Source organism: Pseudomonas petrae, from assembly GCF_021728295.1.
Lineage (GTDB): Bacteria > Pseudomonadota > Gammaproteobacteria > Pseudomonadales > Pseudomonadaceae > Aquipseudomonas > Aquipseudomonas petrae.
Map to the genome: position 1 here is coordinate 174,681 of NZ_JAKJXE010000010.1, position 14,236 is coordinate 188,916.

At 64.7% G+C, this 14,236-nt stretch carries 11 protein-coding genes; all 11 read left to right on the plus strand.

Going from position 1 to position 14,236, the window contains the following annotated elements; translation table 11 throughout:
* The first annotated feature begins 83 nt into the window (after positions 1–83).
* The 11 genes from L4G42_RS18690 to L4G42_RS18740 all read left to right on the plus strand — a co-directional run bounded on the left by L4G42_RS18690 (position 84) and on the right by L4G42_RS18740 (position 14,151).
* A complete protein-coding gene (locus tag L4G42_RS18690) occupies positions 84–350 on the plus strand; it encodes a PAAR domain-containing protein (protein WP_237250960.1) in 267 nt (88 codons plus the stop codon).
* Between the two features lie 2 nt (positions 351–352).
* A complete protein-coding gene (locus tag L4G42_RS18695) occupies positions 353–1,510 on the plus strand; it encodes a hypothetical protein (RefSeq protein ID WP_237250962.1) in 1,158 nt (385 codons plus the stop codon).
* Positions 1,511–1,707: 197 nt separating this feature from the next.
* On the plus strand, positions 1,708–4,875 hold the full coding sequence (locus tag L4G42_RS18700) for an ImcF-related family protein (protein ID WP_419789387.1): 3,168 nt from the start codon (positions 1,708–1,710) through the stop codon (positions 4,873–4,875).
* A complete protein-coding gene (tssA, locus tag L4G42_RS18705) occupies positions 4,872–6,485 on the plus strand; it encodes a type VI secretion system protein TssA (protein WP_237261012.1) in 1,614 nt (537 codons plus the stop codon). Before L4G42_RS18700 ends, tssA begins: the two co-directional genes overlap by 4 nt.
* 22 nt (positions 6,486–6,507) lie before the next feature.
* Positions 6,508–8,277 carry a type VI secretion system baseplate subunit TssF gene (gene tssF / locus L4G42_RS18710; RefSeq protein ID WP_237259443.1) on the plus strand — a complete coding sequence of 590 codons (1,770 nt, stop codon included), beginning with the start codon at positions 6,508–6,510 and terminating at the stop codon, positions 8,275–8,277.
* Positions 8,241–9,332 (plus strand): type VI secretion system baseplate subunit TssG, encoded by a 1,092-nt coding sequence (tssG, locus tag L4G42_RS18715; protein WP_237250967.1) that lies wholly within the window; start codon positions 8,241–8,243, stop codon positions 9,330–9,332. Before tssF ends, tssG begins: the two co-directional genes overlap by 37 nt.
* Positions 9,313–9,849 (plus strand): type VI secretion system lipoprotein TssJ, encoded by a 537-nt coding sequence (gene tssJ / locus L4G42_RS18720; RefSeq protein ID WP_237250969.1) that lies wholly within the window; start codon positions 9,313–9,315, stop codon positions 9,847–9,849. The genes tssG and tssJ overlap by 20 nt, the downstream gene beginning before the upstream one ends.
* A gap of 3 nt (positions 9,850–9,852) precedes the next feature.
* Entirely contained in the window at positions 9,853–10,293 is a 441-nt protein-coding gene (tssE, locus tag L4G42_RS18725) for a type VI secretion system baseplate subunit TssE (RefSeq protein WP_237250970.1), read from the plus strand.
* Positions 10,294–10,310: 17 nt separating this feature from the next.
* Positions 10,311–11,039: a type VI secretion system ImpA family N-terminal domain-containing protein gene (locus L4G42_RS18730; RefSeq protein ID WP_237250971.1), complete on the plus strand. Its 729-nt coding sequence runs from the start codon at positions 10,311–10,313 to the stop codon at positions 11,037–11,039.
* 249 nt (positions 11,040–11,288) lie between these two features.
* A complete protein-coding gene (locus tag L4G42_RS18735) occupies positions 11,289–11,921 on the plus strand; it encodes a biliverdin-producing heme oxygenase (RefSeq protein ID WP_237250972.1) in 633 nt (210 codons plus the stop codon).
* On the plus strand, positions 11,911–14,151 hold the full coding sequence (locus L4G42_RS18740) for an ATP-binding protein (RefSeq protein ID WP_237261014.1): 2,241 nt from the start codon (positions 11,911–11,913) through the stop codon (positions 14,149–14,151). The genes L4G42_RS18735 and L4G42_RS18740 overlap by 11 nt, the downstream gene beginning before the upstream one ends.
* Positions 14,152–14,236: the final 85 nt, after the last annotated feature.

Genomic DNA, 14,236 nt, shown 5'->3' on the forward strand with positions numbered 1-14,236 from the left:
GCGCAGCGCATGAGCTCGCCCAGGCATCCGCTCGCGCGGAATAAATCCACGGCTTCATCAATTCATTAGCAAAGGATCTTTTAATGTCACAAGGATTCGTATTGTTGGGTGACAAGACCACCCATGGAGGAGCGGTAATTTCCGCGTCGTCCACTCATATCACTCAGGGCAAAGCAGTCGCTCTGGTGGGGGATATGGTCATGTGTCCCATACCGGGACATGGCGTTAATCCCATTATGGAGGGCTGTGACGACTACTTCGAAGATGGCCGTGCCTTGGTGGTCGACGGCTGTCACTCACTGTGCGGTTGCCAGGTCATTTCCAGCGCGCCTGACTGGGCGAAGGATTGAAGATGGCGTGGCAACGTGAATACGTGCAAGCAGGGCTCGCACCCAAACCGCCTTCACCGGTTCGCTGGCTGCTGATCGTGGTTTTAGCGGCGGCAGCGGCTGTGCTGATGTTCCTGCTCTACGCGGTGCTGCCTGAATTGCAGACGTTAAACGTATGGGCGTTCACCGCGTCGCCGGTGGTGGTGGCGATTCTCGCTCTGGCGGCGCGGATGCACGCCTATGGTGGCGCTCTAAATGAGTACACGCTGCTGCAGGAGCGGTCCCGGCTGGCACAGGTCGCCTGGGCGGAATGGGGTCAGCGTTACATGGCGGCCATGGCCGGTCTGGTTCTTTTGCCGGAGCATTTGTCTGCGGTGGCGATGATGAAACCGCGACATACGCCTGTCCCACACTCAGGCAAAGCCCGCCGCATCGTTGGCCTGCCGAAGGGCCAAAAGGGCCGGGCCCTGGCGGGTCTTGCTCAATTGATGGGTTCGCTGTCGACAGTACTGGCGCCGCTGCCACCGAGTGAAAAGCTCAGTGTCACTGTCCTGACCGATGCGCCACAGGATGAGCATGCAGCATTGGCCGACGCCTGTCGGCAGCACCTGTCCGATCTCACCCCGTCATCCACCCCCACCGGCGTTCACGTAACAAGCCAGCTTTCCTTCGCCTGGATGGAAGAAACACTTAAAACCCCAGGCGAAGCCGTTGAGCTCATCCTCGTTATCCAGGCCCACGGCAAAGATGCTTACTCCGACGGGCTCGCTGCCCTACTGCTGTGCCCCGACGCAGTCGCCAAAGCCCACAAGCTGCCCATCGCCGCGCGCCTGTTGCGCCCGATGCCCCTCGACATCGATTCGCTGGAAACCGACTTCACCAGCTTTCTTCAGATTCAGGCCACAGCTCGCCAAGCCAATGGCCTGCTGGCTGACCGCGCCGACTGGCAGCCGGAAACCACCACATTACTGGCGGCAGCGGCGCGTGAGGGTGCAGCGCTGGCGGTGGACCACCGCTGGATTCTGGAACCCGTAAACGGCGTGCCGGGCCCCTGCGGTCACTGGCTGCTGGCAGCGCTGGGCATCGAGATGACCAGGCTCGCGAAGGAGCCCTTGTTGCTACTGGCCAGCGAACACTCAGGCCGCTGGATCAATACCGTCACACCGGGAGATATGGCATGAAATACTTGATCGGCAATGGCTGGCGTCGCGCGGGTGGCGCGGTATGGCTGGTCGCCTTCGCAGCGGCGCTGGGCTGGCTTGTTTACACCTATGGCGTAAGGGTCGGACTGACGGAGAGACATCAGCAAATCACGGCCTTTCTGTTGCTGATGGTGATCGCGCTGTTGGTGCAAACCCTCCCTCGTGCCCTGGCGCTGATGAAAAGCCGCCTGAGCGTCGAGCGGCGGCAGGGCGACGGCGTGTTTCCGCCGGAGGAGTCGTCATCCACGCCTGACACCAAAAAACTCCCGGGCGTCGCTGAACTCCAGGAGCACCTCGACCACCAATACACCGCCTTCCAGCGCACCCGCACCCGCTTCCTCCTGGTCGTCGGGGAGCCCGAACAGATCGAGGCCATCGCTCCAGGCCTGGCCGACGCCCAGTGGCTCGAAGGCCAGAACACCGTGTTGCTGTGGGGCGGCAGCCCGCAATCCCAGCTCGCCGAAGCCGCCACCCGCTGGCACGCCGTAACCCAGCGGCGCGGCCTGGACGGCGTGGTCTGGGCCCTCGATAAGCAGCAAAGCGCCAACGCCGCGACAATGGCCAGTGGCGTCGCCGGTTTGCAACAACTGGCGCGGACCCTGGGCTGGCAGTTGCCGCTGCACCTGTGGGAGGTCTGCGAGAGCGAATGGACGCAGCAAAAGCGCGCACGCGGGCCCGCCGGGTTGTTGTTGCCCCCGCGTCTTGACGGCTTACAGCTGGAGACGATGTTGGCCCCCATTCACTACCCGTTGCATCAGATGGGCCTGGCCGAGCTGACAGTCCATCCTGACCATGACTTTCTCTCACGGTTGTCCTCCAACCTGAAAGCAGAGGGCATCGCCCGCTGGCGGCAGGCATTGATGCCGTTGCTGGGCAAGTTCGCGCGGGGCGTGCCGTTGCGCGGGCTGTGGTTCAGTTTGCCGGCGCTATCGACCGAGTCCGTCGGCAACCTGTGGCTGCCGGGGCCGGCGTGGGCTGGCGTACTCACAGAAAAATCGCGGCAAACCCGCCGCCTCGGCTGGCCGGTCACTCGCGTCAGCTACGCACTGGCCCTCGGCGCCATGCTGATCTGGTTGACGGGCCTCGCGCTGTCGTTTTCCACCCACCGCGCGCAAATCCTCGATATTCAGTCATCGCTCGTGGCCGTGGAGCCTTCGGGCAACGGCGATGCGCCGTTGCTGGCCCTCAACGCGCTGATCCTCGAAATGGATCGGCTGAAGGACCGCGCGCGGCGTGGCGAACCGTGGTACCAGCGCTTCGGGCTGAGCCAGAACGATGCGCTGCTCGCGGTCATGTGGCCGCGTTACGTGGAGGCCAATGACCGGCTGATGCGGGACCCGGCGGCGGAAAATTTGAAGCGCCAACTCGCCGCCCTGGTGGCGTCGCCCGCCGACAGTCCGCGGCGGGCCAAGGGCGCGCACAACGCGTACGTGCAGTTGAAGGCCTACCTGATGATGGCCCGCCCGGAGAAGGTTGACGCCGCGTTTCTGGTCACGGCCCTCGGTCATGCCGAACCGACGCGCATGGGCGTGTCGCCGGGGTTGTGGAAAGGGCTGTCGCCGACACTGTGGCAGTTTTACGCCGAGCAGTTGGCGGCCAATCCGCAGTGGCGCATCGAGGCGGACAACGCATTGGTGGCACAGGCGCGGCGGGTGCTGCTGGTGCAACTGGGCCAGCGCAATGGCGAAGCCAGCCTTTATCAGCAAGTGCTGGAGGCCGCCGCGACCCACTCTCCCGATCTCGGGGTTGAGCAAATGGTCGATGACAAAGAGGCATGGCCTCTGTTTTTCACCGAGGCGCGTGTGCCGGGTGTGTTCACCCGGCAGGCGTGGGAAGGGCAAGTGCGTCAGGCGATCGATGACATCGTCGAGGCCCGCCGCGAGCAGATCGACTGGGTGCTGAGTGATCGTGAGAGCAGCGGCGTCGCCGACACTTCGCCGGAGCAGCTCAGAGCGCGCCTGACCGAGCGCTACTTTCATGATTACTCCGGTGCCTGGCTTGAGTTTCTCAACAGCGTGCAGTGGCGACGTGCCGACAGCCTGGCCGACGTCATCGACCAACTGACATTGATGAGCGACATCCGCCAGTCACCGCTGATTGCCTTCATGAACACCCTGGCGTGGCAAGGCCAGGCGGGCAATCGCAGTCAGGGGCTCAAGGACTCGCTGGTGCAGTCGGCGCAGAAGTTGATGGGCAGCGAACGTCCGGCGCGGGTGCCTGCCATCAGCCAGCAGTTCGACACGCCGGCCGGGCCGCTGGATCCGACCTTCGGCCCGCTGCTGGGGTTGTTGGGCAAGGACCCGGAAGGCAAGGGCGGCGATGACGACCTCAGCCTGCAGGCCTTTCTAACCCGCGTGACCCGGGTGCGCCTGAAGTTGCAGCAGGTCAGCCACGCCGCCGATCCCCAAGGCATGACCCAGGCCATGGCGCAGACGGTGTTTCAGGGCAAGAACATCGACCTCACGGACACCCGGGCCTACGGCGAGCTGTTGGCGGCCAGTCTGGGCGAGGAGTGGGACGGCGTGGCCCACGCGCTGTTCGTCCAGCCGCTGGATCAGGCATGGGGCAAGGTGCTCGATCCCTCGGCGGCGGCGCTGAACCGGCAGTGGCAGCAGGCGGTGGTCGATCATTGGGACACGGCGTTTCTCGGCCGTTACCCCTTCGCCGCCACCGGCAGTGACGCCTCGTTGACGATGCTGGGCAAGATGATCCGCGCCGATTCCGGGCGCATCGAGCAGTTCCTGCAGCGGGAGCTGACCGGCGTGTTGCGCAAGGACGGCGGCCGCTGGGGGGTGGACCCGACCCACGGTCAGGGCCTGATGATCAATCCGAGATTTCTCGCGGCGGTCAATCAGCTCAGCCACCTGGCCGACGTGCTCTACACCGACGGCGGCATGGGCATCAATTTCGAGCTGCAGGGCAAGGCGGTGCGCGACGTGGTGCAGACCACCTTCGTGCTCAATGGCGCGCGGCATCAGTACTTCAATCAGAAAGAGAGCTGGCAGCGCTTCAGCTGGCCCGGCACGACCGACTACCCCGGCGCCAGCCTCACGTGGACCAGCGTGCGCAGCGGCGAGCGTTTGTATGGGGATTTTCAGGGCGCCTGGGGGCTGATCCGCCTCCTGGACACTGCCACCGTTACCGCACTGGACGACAGCGACAGCCGCTACCGCATCAGCGTGCCGGCGCCGGATGGCCTGGACCTGACCTGGCACATGCGCACCGAACTGGGCGCGGGTCCAATGAGCCTGCTCGCACTGCGCAATTTCAGACTGCCGCGACAGATCTTCCTCAACGGCATCGCCAGCGCACAAACGTCATCGCGGGCCGAGGTGATCGAATGAGTCTGCCAGCGTTGATCGCCACGACACTGGGTGAGCGCGACGCGGTGGGCCTCGCCAAGGCCCACGCTGCGGAGTGGGCATCGTGGCTGACGCCGATCAGCGATGAGTCTGCGGCCGGCCAGGACCCTGGCTATGACGATGATTTCCAGAGCATGCGCGAGGAGGTCAACAAACTCTCCGGAGCGGACGCCGATCGGGTCATCGTGCTGGCGGAAAAACTGCTCAAAGGCACGTGCAAGGACCTGCGCGTGCTCACCTATTACCTGTGGGCGCGTCTGCAGCGGGATGGCGAAGCCGGGTTGGCGGAAGGCTTGAATCTGCTGGCGGCCATCGTTGAGCGCTATACCACCGAAGTGCTGCCGGCGCGGCTAAACAGTCGCAAGGTGGCGCTGGAGTGGCTGGCCAGCGCCAAGGTGCTGGACAGCCTGACGCTGTACCCGGAAGTGGTGAAGGCCGAGGCCGAACGCACGGTCGCCGCGCTCGCCTGGCTGGATCATGTGCTGGAAGGCTGGCCCGCCGAGCAGCGTCCGGACCTGGCCGCGCTGTACTCGGCGCTGTCGGCGCGGCTGGCCCAGTCGGGCGGACTGGATGCCGTGGTGCCGCAATTCAGTGCCAGCCACGAATCCACTGGCCGCGAATCAGGCAGCCGGCAAGCCGCCAGCCACGGTGCTGGCCCTGCATTGGGCGCCATTCGCTCGGGCCGCGATCTGCTGGACAACGGCCGCGCACTCGCGAGTTATCTGCGCGAGCAACCCCAGGGCTGGCTGGCGGCCCATCGGCTGATGAAAAGCCTGCGCTGGGACACTGTGCACCAGTCGCCGCCCCAGGACGCGAGCGGTCGAACACGGCTGGCGCCGCCCCGGGGCGAATACCGCGCGCAGCTCAAACGGCTGTACCTGCAACAGAGCTGGAACGAGTTGCTCGATCAAGTGGAACGCATGTTCGCCGAAGGCGTGAACCATTTCTGGCTCGACCTGCAGTGGTTTCTGTATCAGGCGCTGAGCCGGCAACCCGCGCCGTCGGAAGGCTGGGCGCGCATCGTCAAGGAGGATCTGGGCATGCTCCTCGAACGCCTGCCGGGGCTCGAAACCCTTTGCTGGGACGACGGCTCGGCCTTTGCCGACGAGACCACCCGCGAGTGGATCGACCAGCACGTGAGCACCCAGGGCGCTGCTGCATGGCTGCCTGCGCCGGCGGCCGCCCAGCCGGACGAGGCCGACATTCTGGCCCTCGAAAGCGAGGCGTTGGCCCAGGCCGACCGCGACGGCGTTGAGGTGGCGCTGGCCTGGCTCGACACGCGCCCCGAGATCCACAACGGCCGCCAGCGCTGGTTGCTGCGCCTGCTGATGGCGCGGGTCGCCGAGCAGTACGGCAAAAGCGAGCTGGCGCTGCACCTGCTTGGTGAACTGGACGCCACGGCCCAGGGCCATGTGCTCACCCAGTGGGAGCCCGCGCGGGTGTTTGAAGTCAAGGCGCGGTTGCTCAAGTTGCTGCGCATGAAAGCCCAGCGCAGCGACGCTGACAAGGCCGCGCTGGGTAAACGCATGGAGCCGCTGCTGGCGGCTCTGGTGGCCATGGACCCGGTGCGCGCAGCAGTGCTGTGCGGCTGACACTTTCTAACAGGAGGTTTTTTTGAACACGGACAATCTGACCCTGCGGTATTTCGATGCGGAAATGCGCTACCTGCGCGAGGCTGGCAAGGAGTTCGCCCAGGCGTTTCCCGACCGCGCCGCCTCGTTGAATCTGGACAAGCCCGGCGCCCACGATCCCTACGTCGAGCGACTGTTCGAAGGCTTCGCGTTCCTCATGGGACGGCTGCGAGAGAAACTCGACGATGACCTGCCGGAGCTGACCGAAGGCCTGGTCAGCCTGCTGTGGCCCCATTACCTGCGCACGATTCCGTCGCTGTCGATCGTCGAGCTGCAGCCCGACGTGCACCAGATGAAGCAGAGCGAGCAGGTTGCGACCGGCTTTGAAATTCAGTCGCAACCCATCGGCCCCCAGCGCACGCGCTGCAGTTACACCACCACCCAGGACTTGACCCTGCGTCCGCTGGCCCTGGATTCGGTGCGCCTGGCCCAGGAGCCGGACGGTCGCTCGGTGATCCGCCTGCGTTTTTCCTGTGGTGCGCTGAGTGACTGGGGTCAGTTGGACTTGCGCCGCATCCCGCTGTACCTCAACGCCACGCCGGCGGTGGCCAATGCGCTGCATCACGCGCTGACACTGGGCACCCAGGCGCTCTATGTGCGTCAGCCCGGGGACGCGCAGCGTCAGCCGCTGCAAGGACGCTTTGCGCCCAAGGGTTTCAGGGACGACGACCGGCTCTGGCCCAAGGGCGACAGCGCGTTCAGTGGCTATCAGTTGCTGCTGGAGTACTTCAGTTTTCGCGAGAAATTCATGTTCGTCACACTGCACGGGCTCGAGCACATAAGCATCGCGCCCGACGCGCCGTGGTTTGAAGTCGAGGCCGTCCTGAATGTGCCTTGGCCCCATGCATTTGCGCTGAGCAGCGAGCACATTCGCCTGCACGCCGTGCCGGTGATCAATCTGTTTCCGCTGGAGGCCGACCCGCTGTCGCTTGACCCTTTGCAGACCGACTACCTGCTGCGGCCGATGCGCTTGCAGGACGGTCACACCGAGATCTACTCCGTCGACCGGGTGACGGCGTCCCGGGATTCCGGGCGGGAAGAATACGTGCCGTTTTCCAGCTTCCGGCACAAGGGCGGCATGCTCCGCGACGAGGCACCCGAGCGTTATTTTCACACCCGCCTCAAGCGCGGAGCGAGCGGGCTGCATGACACCTGGCTGATACTGGGCGGCGAGGGCGCGGACGTCGATCGGCTGACCGAGCGCGCATGCCTGTCCCTGCGGCTCACCGGCACCAACGGCCAGTTGCCGAGAAAAGCGCTGCAAAGCACGATCCTCGACACGCCGTTGCATGCGACCCAGGCCGGCCTGCGGGTGCGCAATCTGTGTGCGCCGACCCTGCCGTGCTATCCACCGAGCCGCGACCGTTTTCACTGGCGGGTGTTGAGCCATCTGGGCTCGAACTTCCTGCCGATGCTCGACAGCGCCGAAGTGCTGCGCGGCACCCTGGCGCTGTACGACTGGACCGGCAGCGAGCTTAATCGCCGGCGTCTGGACGCCATCGTCGACGTACGTCATCACCTCATTCAGCGCTTCGAAAAAGGCTTTCTCCTGCGCGGCGTGGACATCGAAGCGACCCTCGATGCCAACGGTTTTGCCGGCGAGGGCGATATCTGCCTGTTCGGCGAAATGCTCAACAAGTTCTTCGCGCTATACGCCGACATCCATTTGTTCACCCAGATCACCCTGATCCTGCAACCAACCGGGAGGAGATTGCGATGGAGCGAAAACCACAGCCAGCGGATTCCCGGTTAAGGCTCGCCGAATGGCTCGATGCGGTGCAGGGGCGGGTGGCGCAGGCGAGCGTCTACCGCTTCTGCCAGTTGCTGGAAAACGTTGCGCCAGATCAGCCGCCGTTGGGCAGCACGGAAAACCCGAAGGATGATCTGGTGCGTTTTCGCCCCGACCCCGGCATGGGCTTTCCGGCCAGTGAGTTGAAGGCCGTGGAGTGGTCATCCGAGGATCAGCCGTTGCCGGCGACCGTGCGCACCCGTTTGCTCGGTCTCTATGGCGTGGACTCGCCGCTGCCCACGCGCTACCTCGACGACATCGCCCAACGGCGGGAAGGCCACGAGGCGCTGGAGGGGTTTCTCGACATCTTCAACCATCGGGTCTTCACCCAGTTCTACCGGATCTGGCGCAAGTATTCCTACCCGGCCTCGTTTGCGCCCGCCGGGGCCGACCCGACCTCGCAGTGCCTGTTCGGGCTGATCGGGCTGGGCATCCCCGGCACAGCGAAACGCATCGCCACGCCGCTTTCGCGTTTTCTGGCATTGCTTGGCGTGATGCGTTTGCCAACCCGCAATGCCGAGGGCATTTCGGCGCTGGTGCATTTGCTCGCGTCTCACACCCAGGCGTCGATCGCGCCGCACTGGCCGCGAAACATCGTCCTCGACGCGCCGGCCAGCCTGGCCTCCGCGCGGCCGGTGAGCCTGTCCCAAGGCACGCCGCTGGGCAGCGTCGGCCGCGACGTCAACAGCGAACTGATGCTGACGCTGTTCACCGCCGACCACGACGAGGCGCGGGCATGGCTGCCCGGCGGCGGCTTGCACAGCGACCTGCTGGTGCTGTTGCAGGTGTATCTGGGCTGGCGCTGTACGGCACGGTTGCGCCTGTCGTTGCCAATCGATTGCCTGCCGGTGTCAGCGCTGAGCGGACGCGGCGTGCTGCTGGGCATGACCGCGGGACTCGGGTTGAAAGGCCGTGCTTCCGGGAAAAACGACACCATCATCATTCATCTGGGCCGTTATCAAGGGCTCCACGTCAACCCTCAGGAAAGAGAAACCACCCATGTCGCGTATGATTTTTAGAGCGTTGACCCTCTTCGCCCTCGGGCTCCTCGCCAGCGGGTGCGGGGTGACGCAAAGCGTGTCGGAATCCACCGCGTCGATGACCAGGGCGATCTTCTACAAACAGGTCAGAACGCTGCGTCTGGACTTCGACGGCCGCGTGGCCCTCAACACCGAAGGCACGGACATGCGCGCGTTGTCGGTACCGGTAATGGTGCGGGTGTACCAGCTGCGCGATGGCACGTTGGTGAACAAAGCCACCTATGACGACCTGCTGCGGGACGCCGATCGCCTGCTTGGTGCTGAGCTGCTGGATCAGCGGTCGCTGGTGATCAAGCCGGGGGAGGGCGCGCAGCTGGATGTGCCGCTGAACGAAAACGCCGGGGTGATCGCCGTCGTCGGGTTATTCCGCGAGCCCGATCTGCAGCTCAATGACTGGCGCTTGCTGCTCAACCGTGATGACCTCGACCCCGACCGGCCCCGGGTCATCGAGCTGGGCGAAAGCCGGCTGACGCTGCGCCCCCTGGTCGAGGGTTGAGCCATGAGCGAGCTCAACCCATCGCTGTACGAAACCCTGCTGCAGAATTTCAGCGGCGAGCTCGACCTGTCCCGGGTCCCTGAGGACGATCAATACGTGCTCTCGGTACTGGACAACCTGCAGCGCATTCTCAACAGCCGCGCAGGCACCCTCGCGCACTTGCCCGATTACGGCCTGCCGGACATGGGCGCCGTGCTCGAAGGGTTGCCGTCTGCCGCCCATGGGCTGATGCGGACCATCGCCGACACGCTGCTCAAGTACGAGCCGCGGCTGTTGTCGCTGCACATCGAGCTGTTGCCGCAGACCCAGCCGGGCCATCTGGTCTACGCCCTCGACGCGAGGCTGGAAGGCGAGCGCACCGCGACGTTCGGCACGACGTTGAGCCCGGAGGGAAGGGCGGTGGTGCGTCATCTCAAGCGCCATGATGTGCGGGCCCTTGCTTGAGGCTGAGAGAGAGCCCGATGACCAAGGGCGTTGCCATGGGGATCAGGGCCGGCGGTGATCCACGCGCGTTGCCTGACTACCGGACGTTGTGCACTGAGATGGCCCGACTCGGTCATCCGGCCTGCCCTGATGTTGATTGGCAATCCATCGAGCAGTGCTGCCTCGCCTTGTTTGCCGGCAACGGCGCGGACCTGCAAACGGCGGCTGCCTATGCCCTGGCGCGCAGTCACCTGGCCGGGATGGACGGGATGTCCGAGGGCGTGGCGGTGCTGGAAACCCTTTCGCGGGGAGACGCCAAACCCTGGCCCCGAGGGGTGTCGGCGCGGGCGGAAATCCTCAGCGGACTGTTCGGCTCGTGGCAAGCGGTGCTGCGGGAAATGGAGATCAACATCTGCGATCTGGCGGGCCTCGGCTTGTTGAAGGCGCAGCTTGAGCAGCTGCGGAGCACGCTGGTCGATCAAAACCCGGCGTCCATCATGGCGCTGGAAGGGTTGCTCCAGCAGATCGGGCAGCGGGCGTCACGTCTCGAGCGCGAGGCTCAAGCCGTGGTGCTGGTCGCGCCCGACGGCAGGCAACGTTCATCATCGCACTCTGCATTGCACTCTCCATCGCAGAGCTGTCCGGGCCGCACGCCGCCGACCGTTGCGCACCACAGTCCCCGCATCAAGAAGCGCCGAGCGTTGTGGATCGGATGGCTCGCCGCCGCACTGTTCGGCCTGATCCTCGCTCTGGCCCCAAGGCGTTAATGTGCTCTGCCATCGCAATTCCCCACGGCGCCGGTCGGGCAGTCGACGCATCTCCAGCCGAGGTACCGGCCCTTTCGCGGGCAAGCGCGCTCCTACAGGAGAACGTACCGCCCGGCCGATCCTCGGCATTTACCCGTCCGCTATATTTACAGCCGGGCATTGCCTCCTTTAGTGTGCGCGCATCACCTGCCTTCACACCGCGGCTGCCGCATGTTCAGGCACGTCCGCTCAGACCGGACACTTTCGCCCTTGGTTGAAATCACCCCCGAGTTGCCCTGCGCAGACGCCCCATCGCCCCTGACCACCGTGCTGCAGCAATTGCGCTCGGCGACCGCTGCCCGGCATCTGGCCCTCGAAGCCAGACTGCCACTGACCCATTCCCGACTCGATCTCGACACCTACACACGGATCATCAAGGCCTATTACGGCTTCCATCTGCCCCTGCAACAGGCGATGGAGCGCTTTCTTGCCCCCCAGGCCATTGACCCTGCGCGGCAGAAAATCCCGGCGCTGATCAAGGATCTGCACGCCCTCGGGCTGAGCGATACGCAGATCCACGCCTTGCCCCGGTGCAGCGCGCTGCCTGCCATCGACAGCATCGCTGAGTTGCTGGGCGTGATGTATGTCATGGAGGGGGCTACGCTCGGGGGGCAGGTGCTGCGCCGGATCATCGCCGACAGGCTGGGCGTCGATGCCGACAGCGGCGGCGAGTTTCTGGACGTGTACGGTCGCGACACCGGGCGCTTGTGGAAGGCCTTCCTCAAGCAACTGGCCGAGTTCGATACGCCGCTGCACAACGCCGAGGTGGTGCAGGCGGGCTGCGCCACCTTCGACTGCTTTCAAACCTGGCTGGAGCAAGCAGGAGTGCTGAATGACGCTTAACGACCCTCAGATCACAGAACACCTGCTGGACGACCTGCTGGACAACTGCGCCAATGAACCCATTCGTATCCCCGGCGCCATTCAGCCCCACGGCGCCCTGCTGACCCTCCTCGAAACCGACTGGACCGTGCAACAGGCCAGCGCCAATGCCTGGCAGATGTTGGGCATCGCCCGCGACGTGCAGCCGGGCGACTCGCTGGCGCGCTGGCTGGGCCCGTCGCTGGCAGACGCCTTGCGCGCCGCCGTGCAGGAAAACGCTGACCTGGACAGCCTCGATCCGTTGCCGATGGCGTTCGGTGGGCAGGCTTTCGATGGCTTGCTGCACCGCCACGACGGCCTGCTGTTTCTGGAACTGGAACCCGTCGCCACGCAAGCGTCGATGTACGGACTGGGCCCGCGTCTCACCCGCACCTTGCGCCGCTTGCAGTCAGCCAAGTCACTGGATGAGCTGTACGCCATCAGCGTCGCCGAAATCCGCGCACTGACCGGCTATGACCGCGTGCTGATCTACCGCTTTCAGGAACAAGGCCACGGGCAGGTCATTGCCGAATCCGCCACCGCCGAACTGGATGCCTACCTGGGACTCTTCTTCCCTGCCACCGACATTCCGCAGCAGGCCCGCGAGCTGTATCGGCTGAACTGGCTGCGCATCATCCCCGACGCCACGTATGTGGCGGCGCCCCTGGTTCCCGCCCTGCGCCCGGATAACGGTGCGCCGCTGGACATGAGCTACGCGGTGCTGCGCAGCGTTTCGCCGATCCACTGTCAGTACATGCACAACATGGGCGTGCGCTCGTCCATGAGCATTTCGCTGCTCAAGGACGACCGCCTGTGGGGTCTGATCAGCTGCGGCAATCGCGAACCGTTGCAGGTTCCGCACACGCTGCGCTCGGCCTGCCAAACCATCGGACAAGTGCTGTCGATGCAGATCAGCCTGCTCGAAGACCAGCAGATCCAGCGTCAGCGGCTGGCCAAGCATCACATGCTCGACCGCTTGTCCCGGGCAATGAACGAGGCGTCTGACGACGTTTACCACGGCCTGCTCGAACATTCCCAGGCGCTGCTGACCCTGGTCGACGCCAGTGGTGTGGCGGTGGTCATCGACGGTCAGGTGCATCTGATCGGGCAGTGCCCGAGCGCTGAGCAAGTGAACGCGTTGCAGCAATGGCTGCAGACTCGGGCCAGGCCGGTGTTCGAGACGGCCAGCCTCGGTGCAGTGTTCCCTGAGGCGCAGGCCTATTCCCACGTGGCGAGCGGCTTGCTGGCCTTCAGCTTGCCCAAGCCGGTTGCCAATGCGGTGCTGTGGTTTCGCGCCGAGGTCAAGGTCAGCGTGGAATGGAGCGGCAATCCGCAGCAGTCCAAACGAGGCGTCAATGACCGCCTGCAACCACGGGGATCCTTTGCCGCGTGGGAACAGCAGGTCGACGGCACAGCGAGGACCTGGAACGCCGGCGAGGTCTACGCGGTGTCCGACTTGCGTCGCTCGGCACTGGAGGCAGACCTGTCGCGTCAGGTGCTGCGCGAGAAAGACGCCGTGCGCGCTCGCGATGAGTTAGTGGCCGTGGTGTCCCATGACCTGCGCAGCCCACTGACGGTGATTGTCATGCAGTGCGGCATGATGCAGCGGGTAATCGCCGCTGACATCGGCCCGTCCTCGAAACGCCTTAACTCGGCCATCGACACCCTGCAGCGCGCCTCGGCGCGGATGACCCGCCTGCTCGAGGACTTGCTCGACACTTCCAGGATCGAGGCGGGCCGCTACTCCATTGATGCCGAGCCGCTGGACATAAGCCAGTTGTTCGAAGACGCCTGGTCACTGCTCACACCGCTGGCGCTGCATAAATTCATCGACCTGACGTTCAGCGCCGAACCCGACCTGAAGATTGTCGCCGACCCCGAGCGGATGTTTCAGGTGCTCTCCAATCTGGTTGGCAATGCAATCAAATTCACGCCCAAGGCCGGCACTGTCAGCGTGACGGCGGCGGCGGAAGGCGACGATGTGGTGGTCAGTGTGGTTGACTCCGGCGACGGCATTGCTGCCGATCAACTGCCCCACGTGTTCGAGCGCTACTGGCGCAAACGCGAAGGCAACCCGAGCGGCACGGGGTTGGGGCTCTACATCTCCCAAGGGATCGTCAAAGCCCACGGCGGCGAATTGACCGCCACCAGCCAGCAGGGCGTCGGCAGTGAATTCCGTTTCACGGTCCCGCGCGTCGCCCTGATGCCCTGACCCCGGATGAAATGGCAGGAGCGGCAGGGGCTATTCCTGCCTGGAATCCCCGCATGAAAAACATGAATTTTATTTATGGTCTTCA

Bases quoted from the DNA above. Each gene is read 5' to 3' on its own strand.
- L4G42_RS18690 (WP_237250960.1), top strand. From the start codon at position 84: ATGTCACAAGGATTCGTATTGTTGGGTGACAAGACCACCCATGGAGGA.
- L4G42_RS18695 (WP_237250962.1), top strand. From the start codon at position 353: ATGGCGTGGCAACGTGAATACGTGCAAGCAGGGCTCGCACCCAAACCG.
- L4G42_RS18700 (WP_419789387.1), top strand. From the start codon at position 1,708: ATGAAAAGCCGCCTGAGCGTCGAGCGGCGGCAGGGCGACGGCGTGTTT.
- tssA (WP_237261012.1), top strand. From the start codon at position 4,872: ATGAGTCTGCCAGCGTTGATCGCCACGACACTGGGTGAGCGCGACGCG.
- tssG (WP_237250967.1), top strand. From the start codon at position 8,241: ATGGAGCGAAAACCACAGCCAGCGGATTCCCGGTTAAGGCTCGCCGAA.
- tssJ (WP_237250969.1), top strand. From the start codon at position 9,313: ATGTCGCGTATGATTTTTAGAGCGTTGACCCTCTTCGCCCTCGGGCTC.
- tssE (WP_237250970.1), top strand. From the start codon at position 9,853: ATGAGCGAGCTCAACCCATCGCTGTACGAAACCCTGCTGCAGAATTTC.
- L4G42_RS18730 (WP_237250971.1), top strand. From the start codon at position 10,311: ATGACCAAGGGCGTTGCCATGGGGATCAGGGCCGGCGGTGATCCACGC.
- L4G42_RS18740 (WP_237261014.1), top strand. From the start codon at position 11,911: ATGACGCTTAACGACCCTCAGATCACAGAACACCTGCTGGACGACCTG.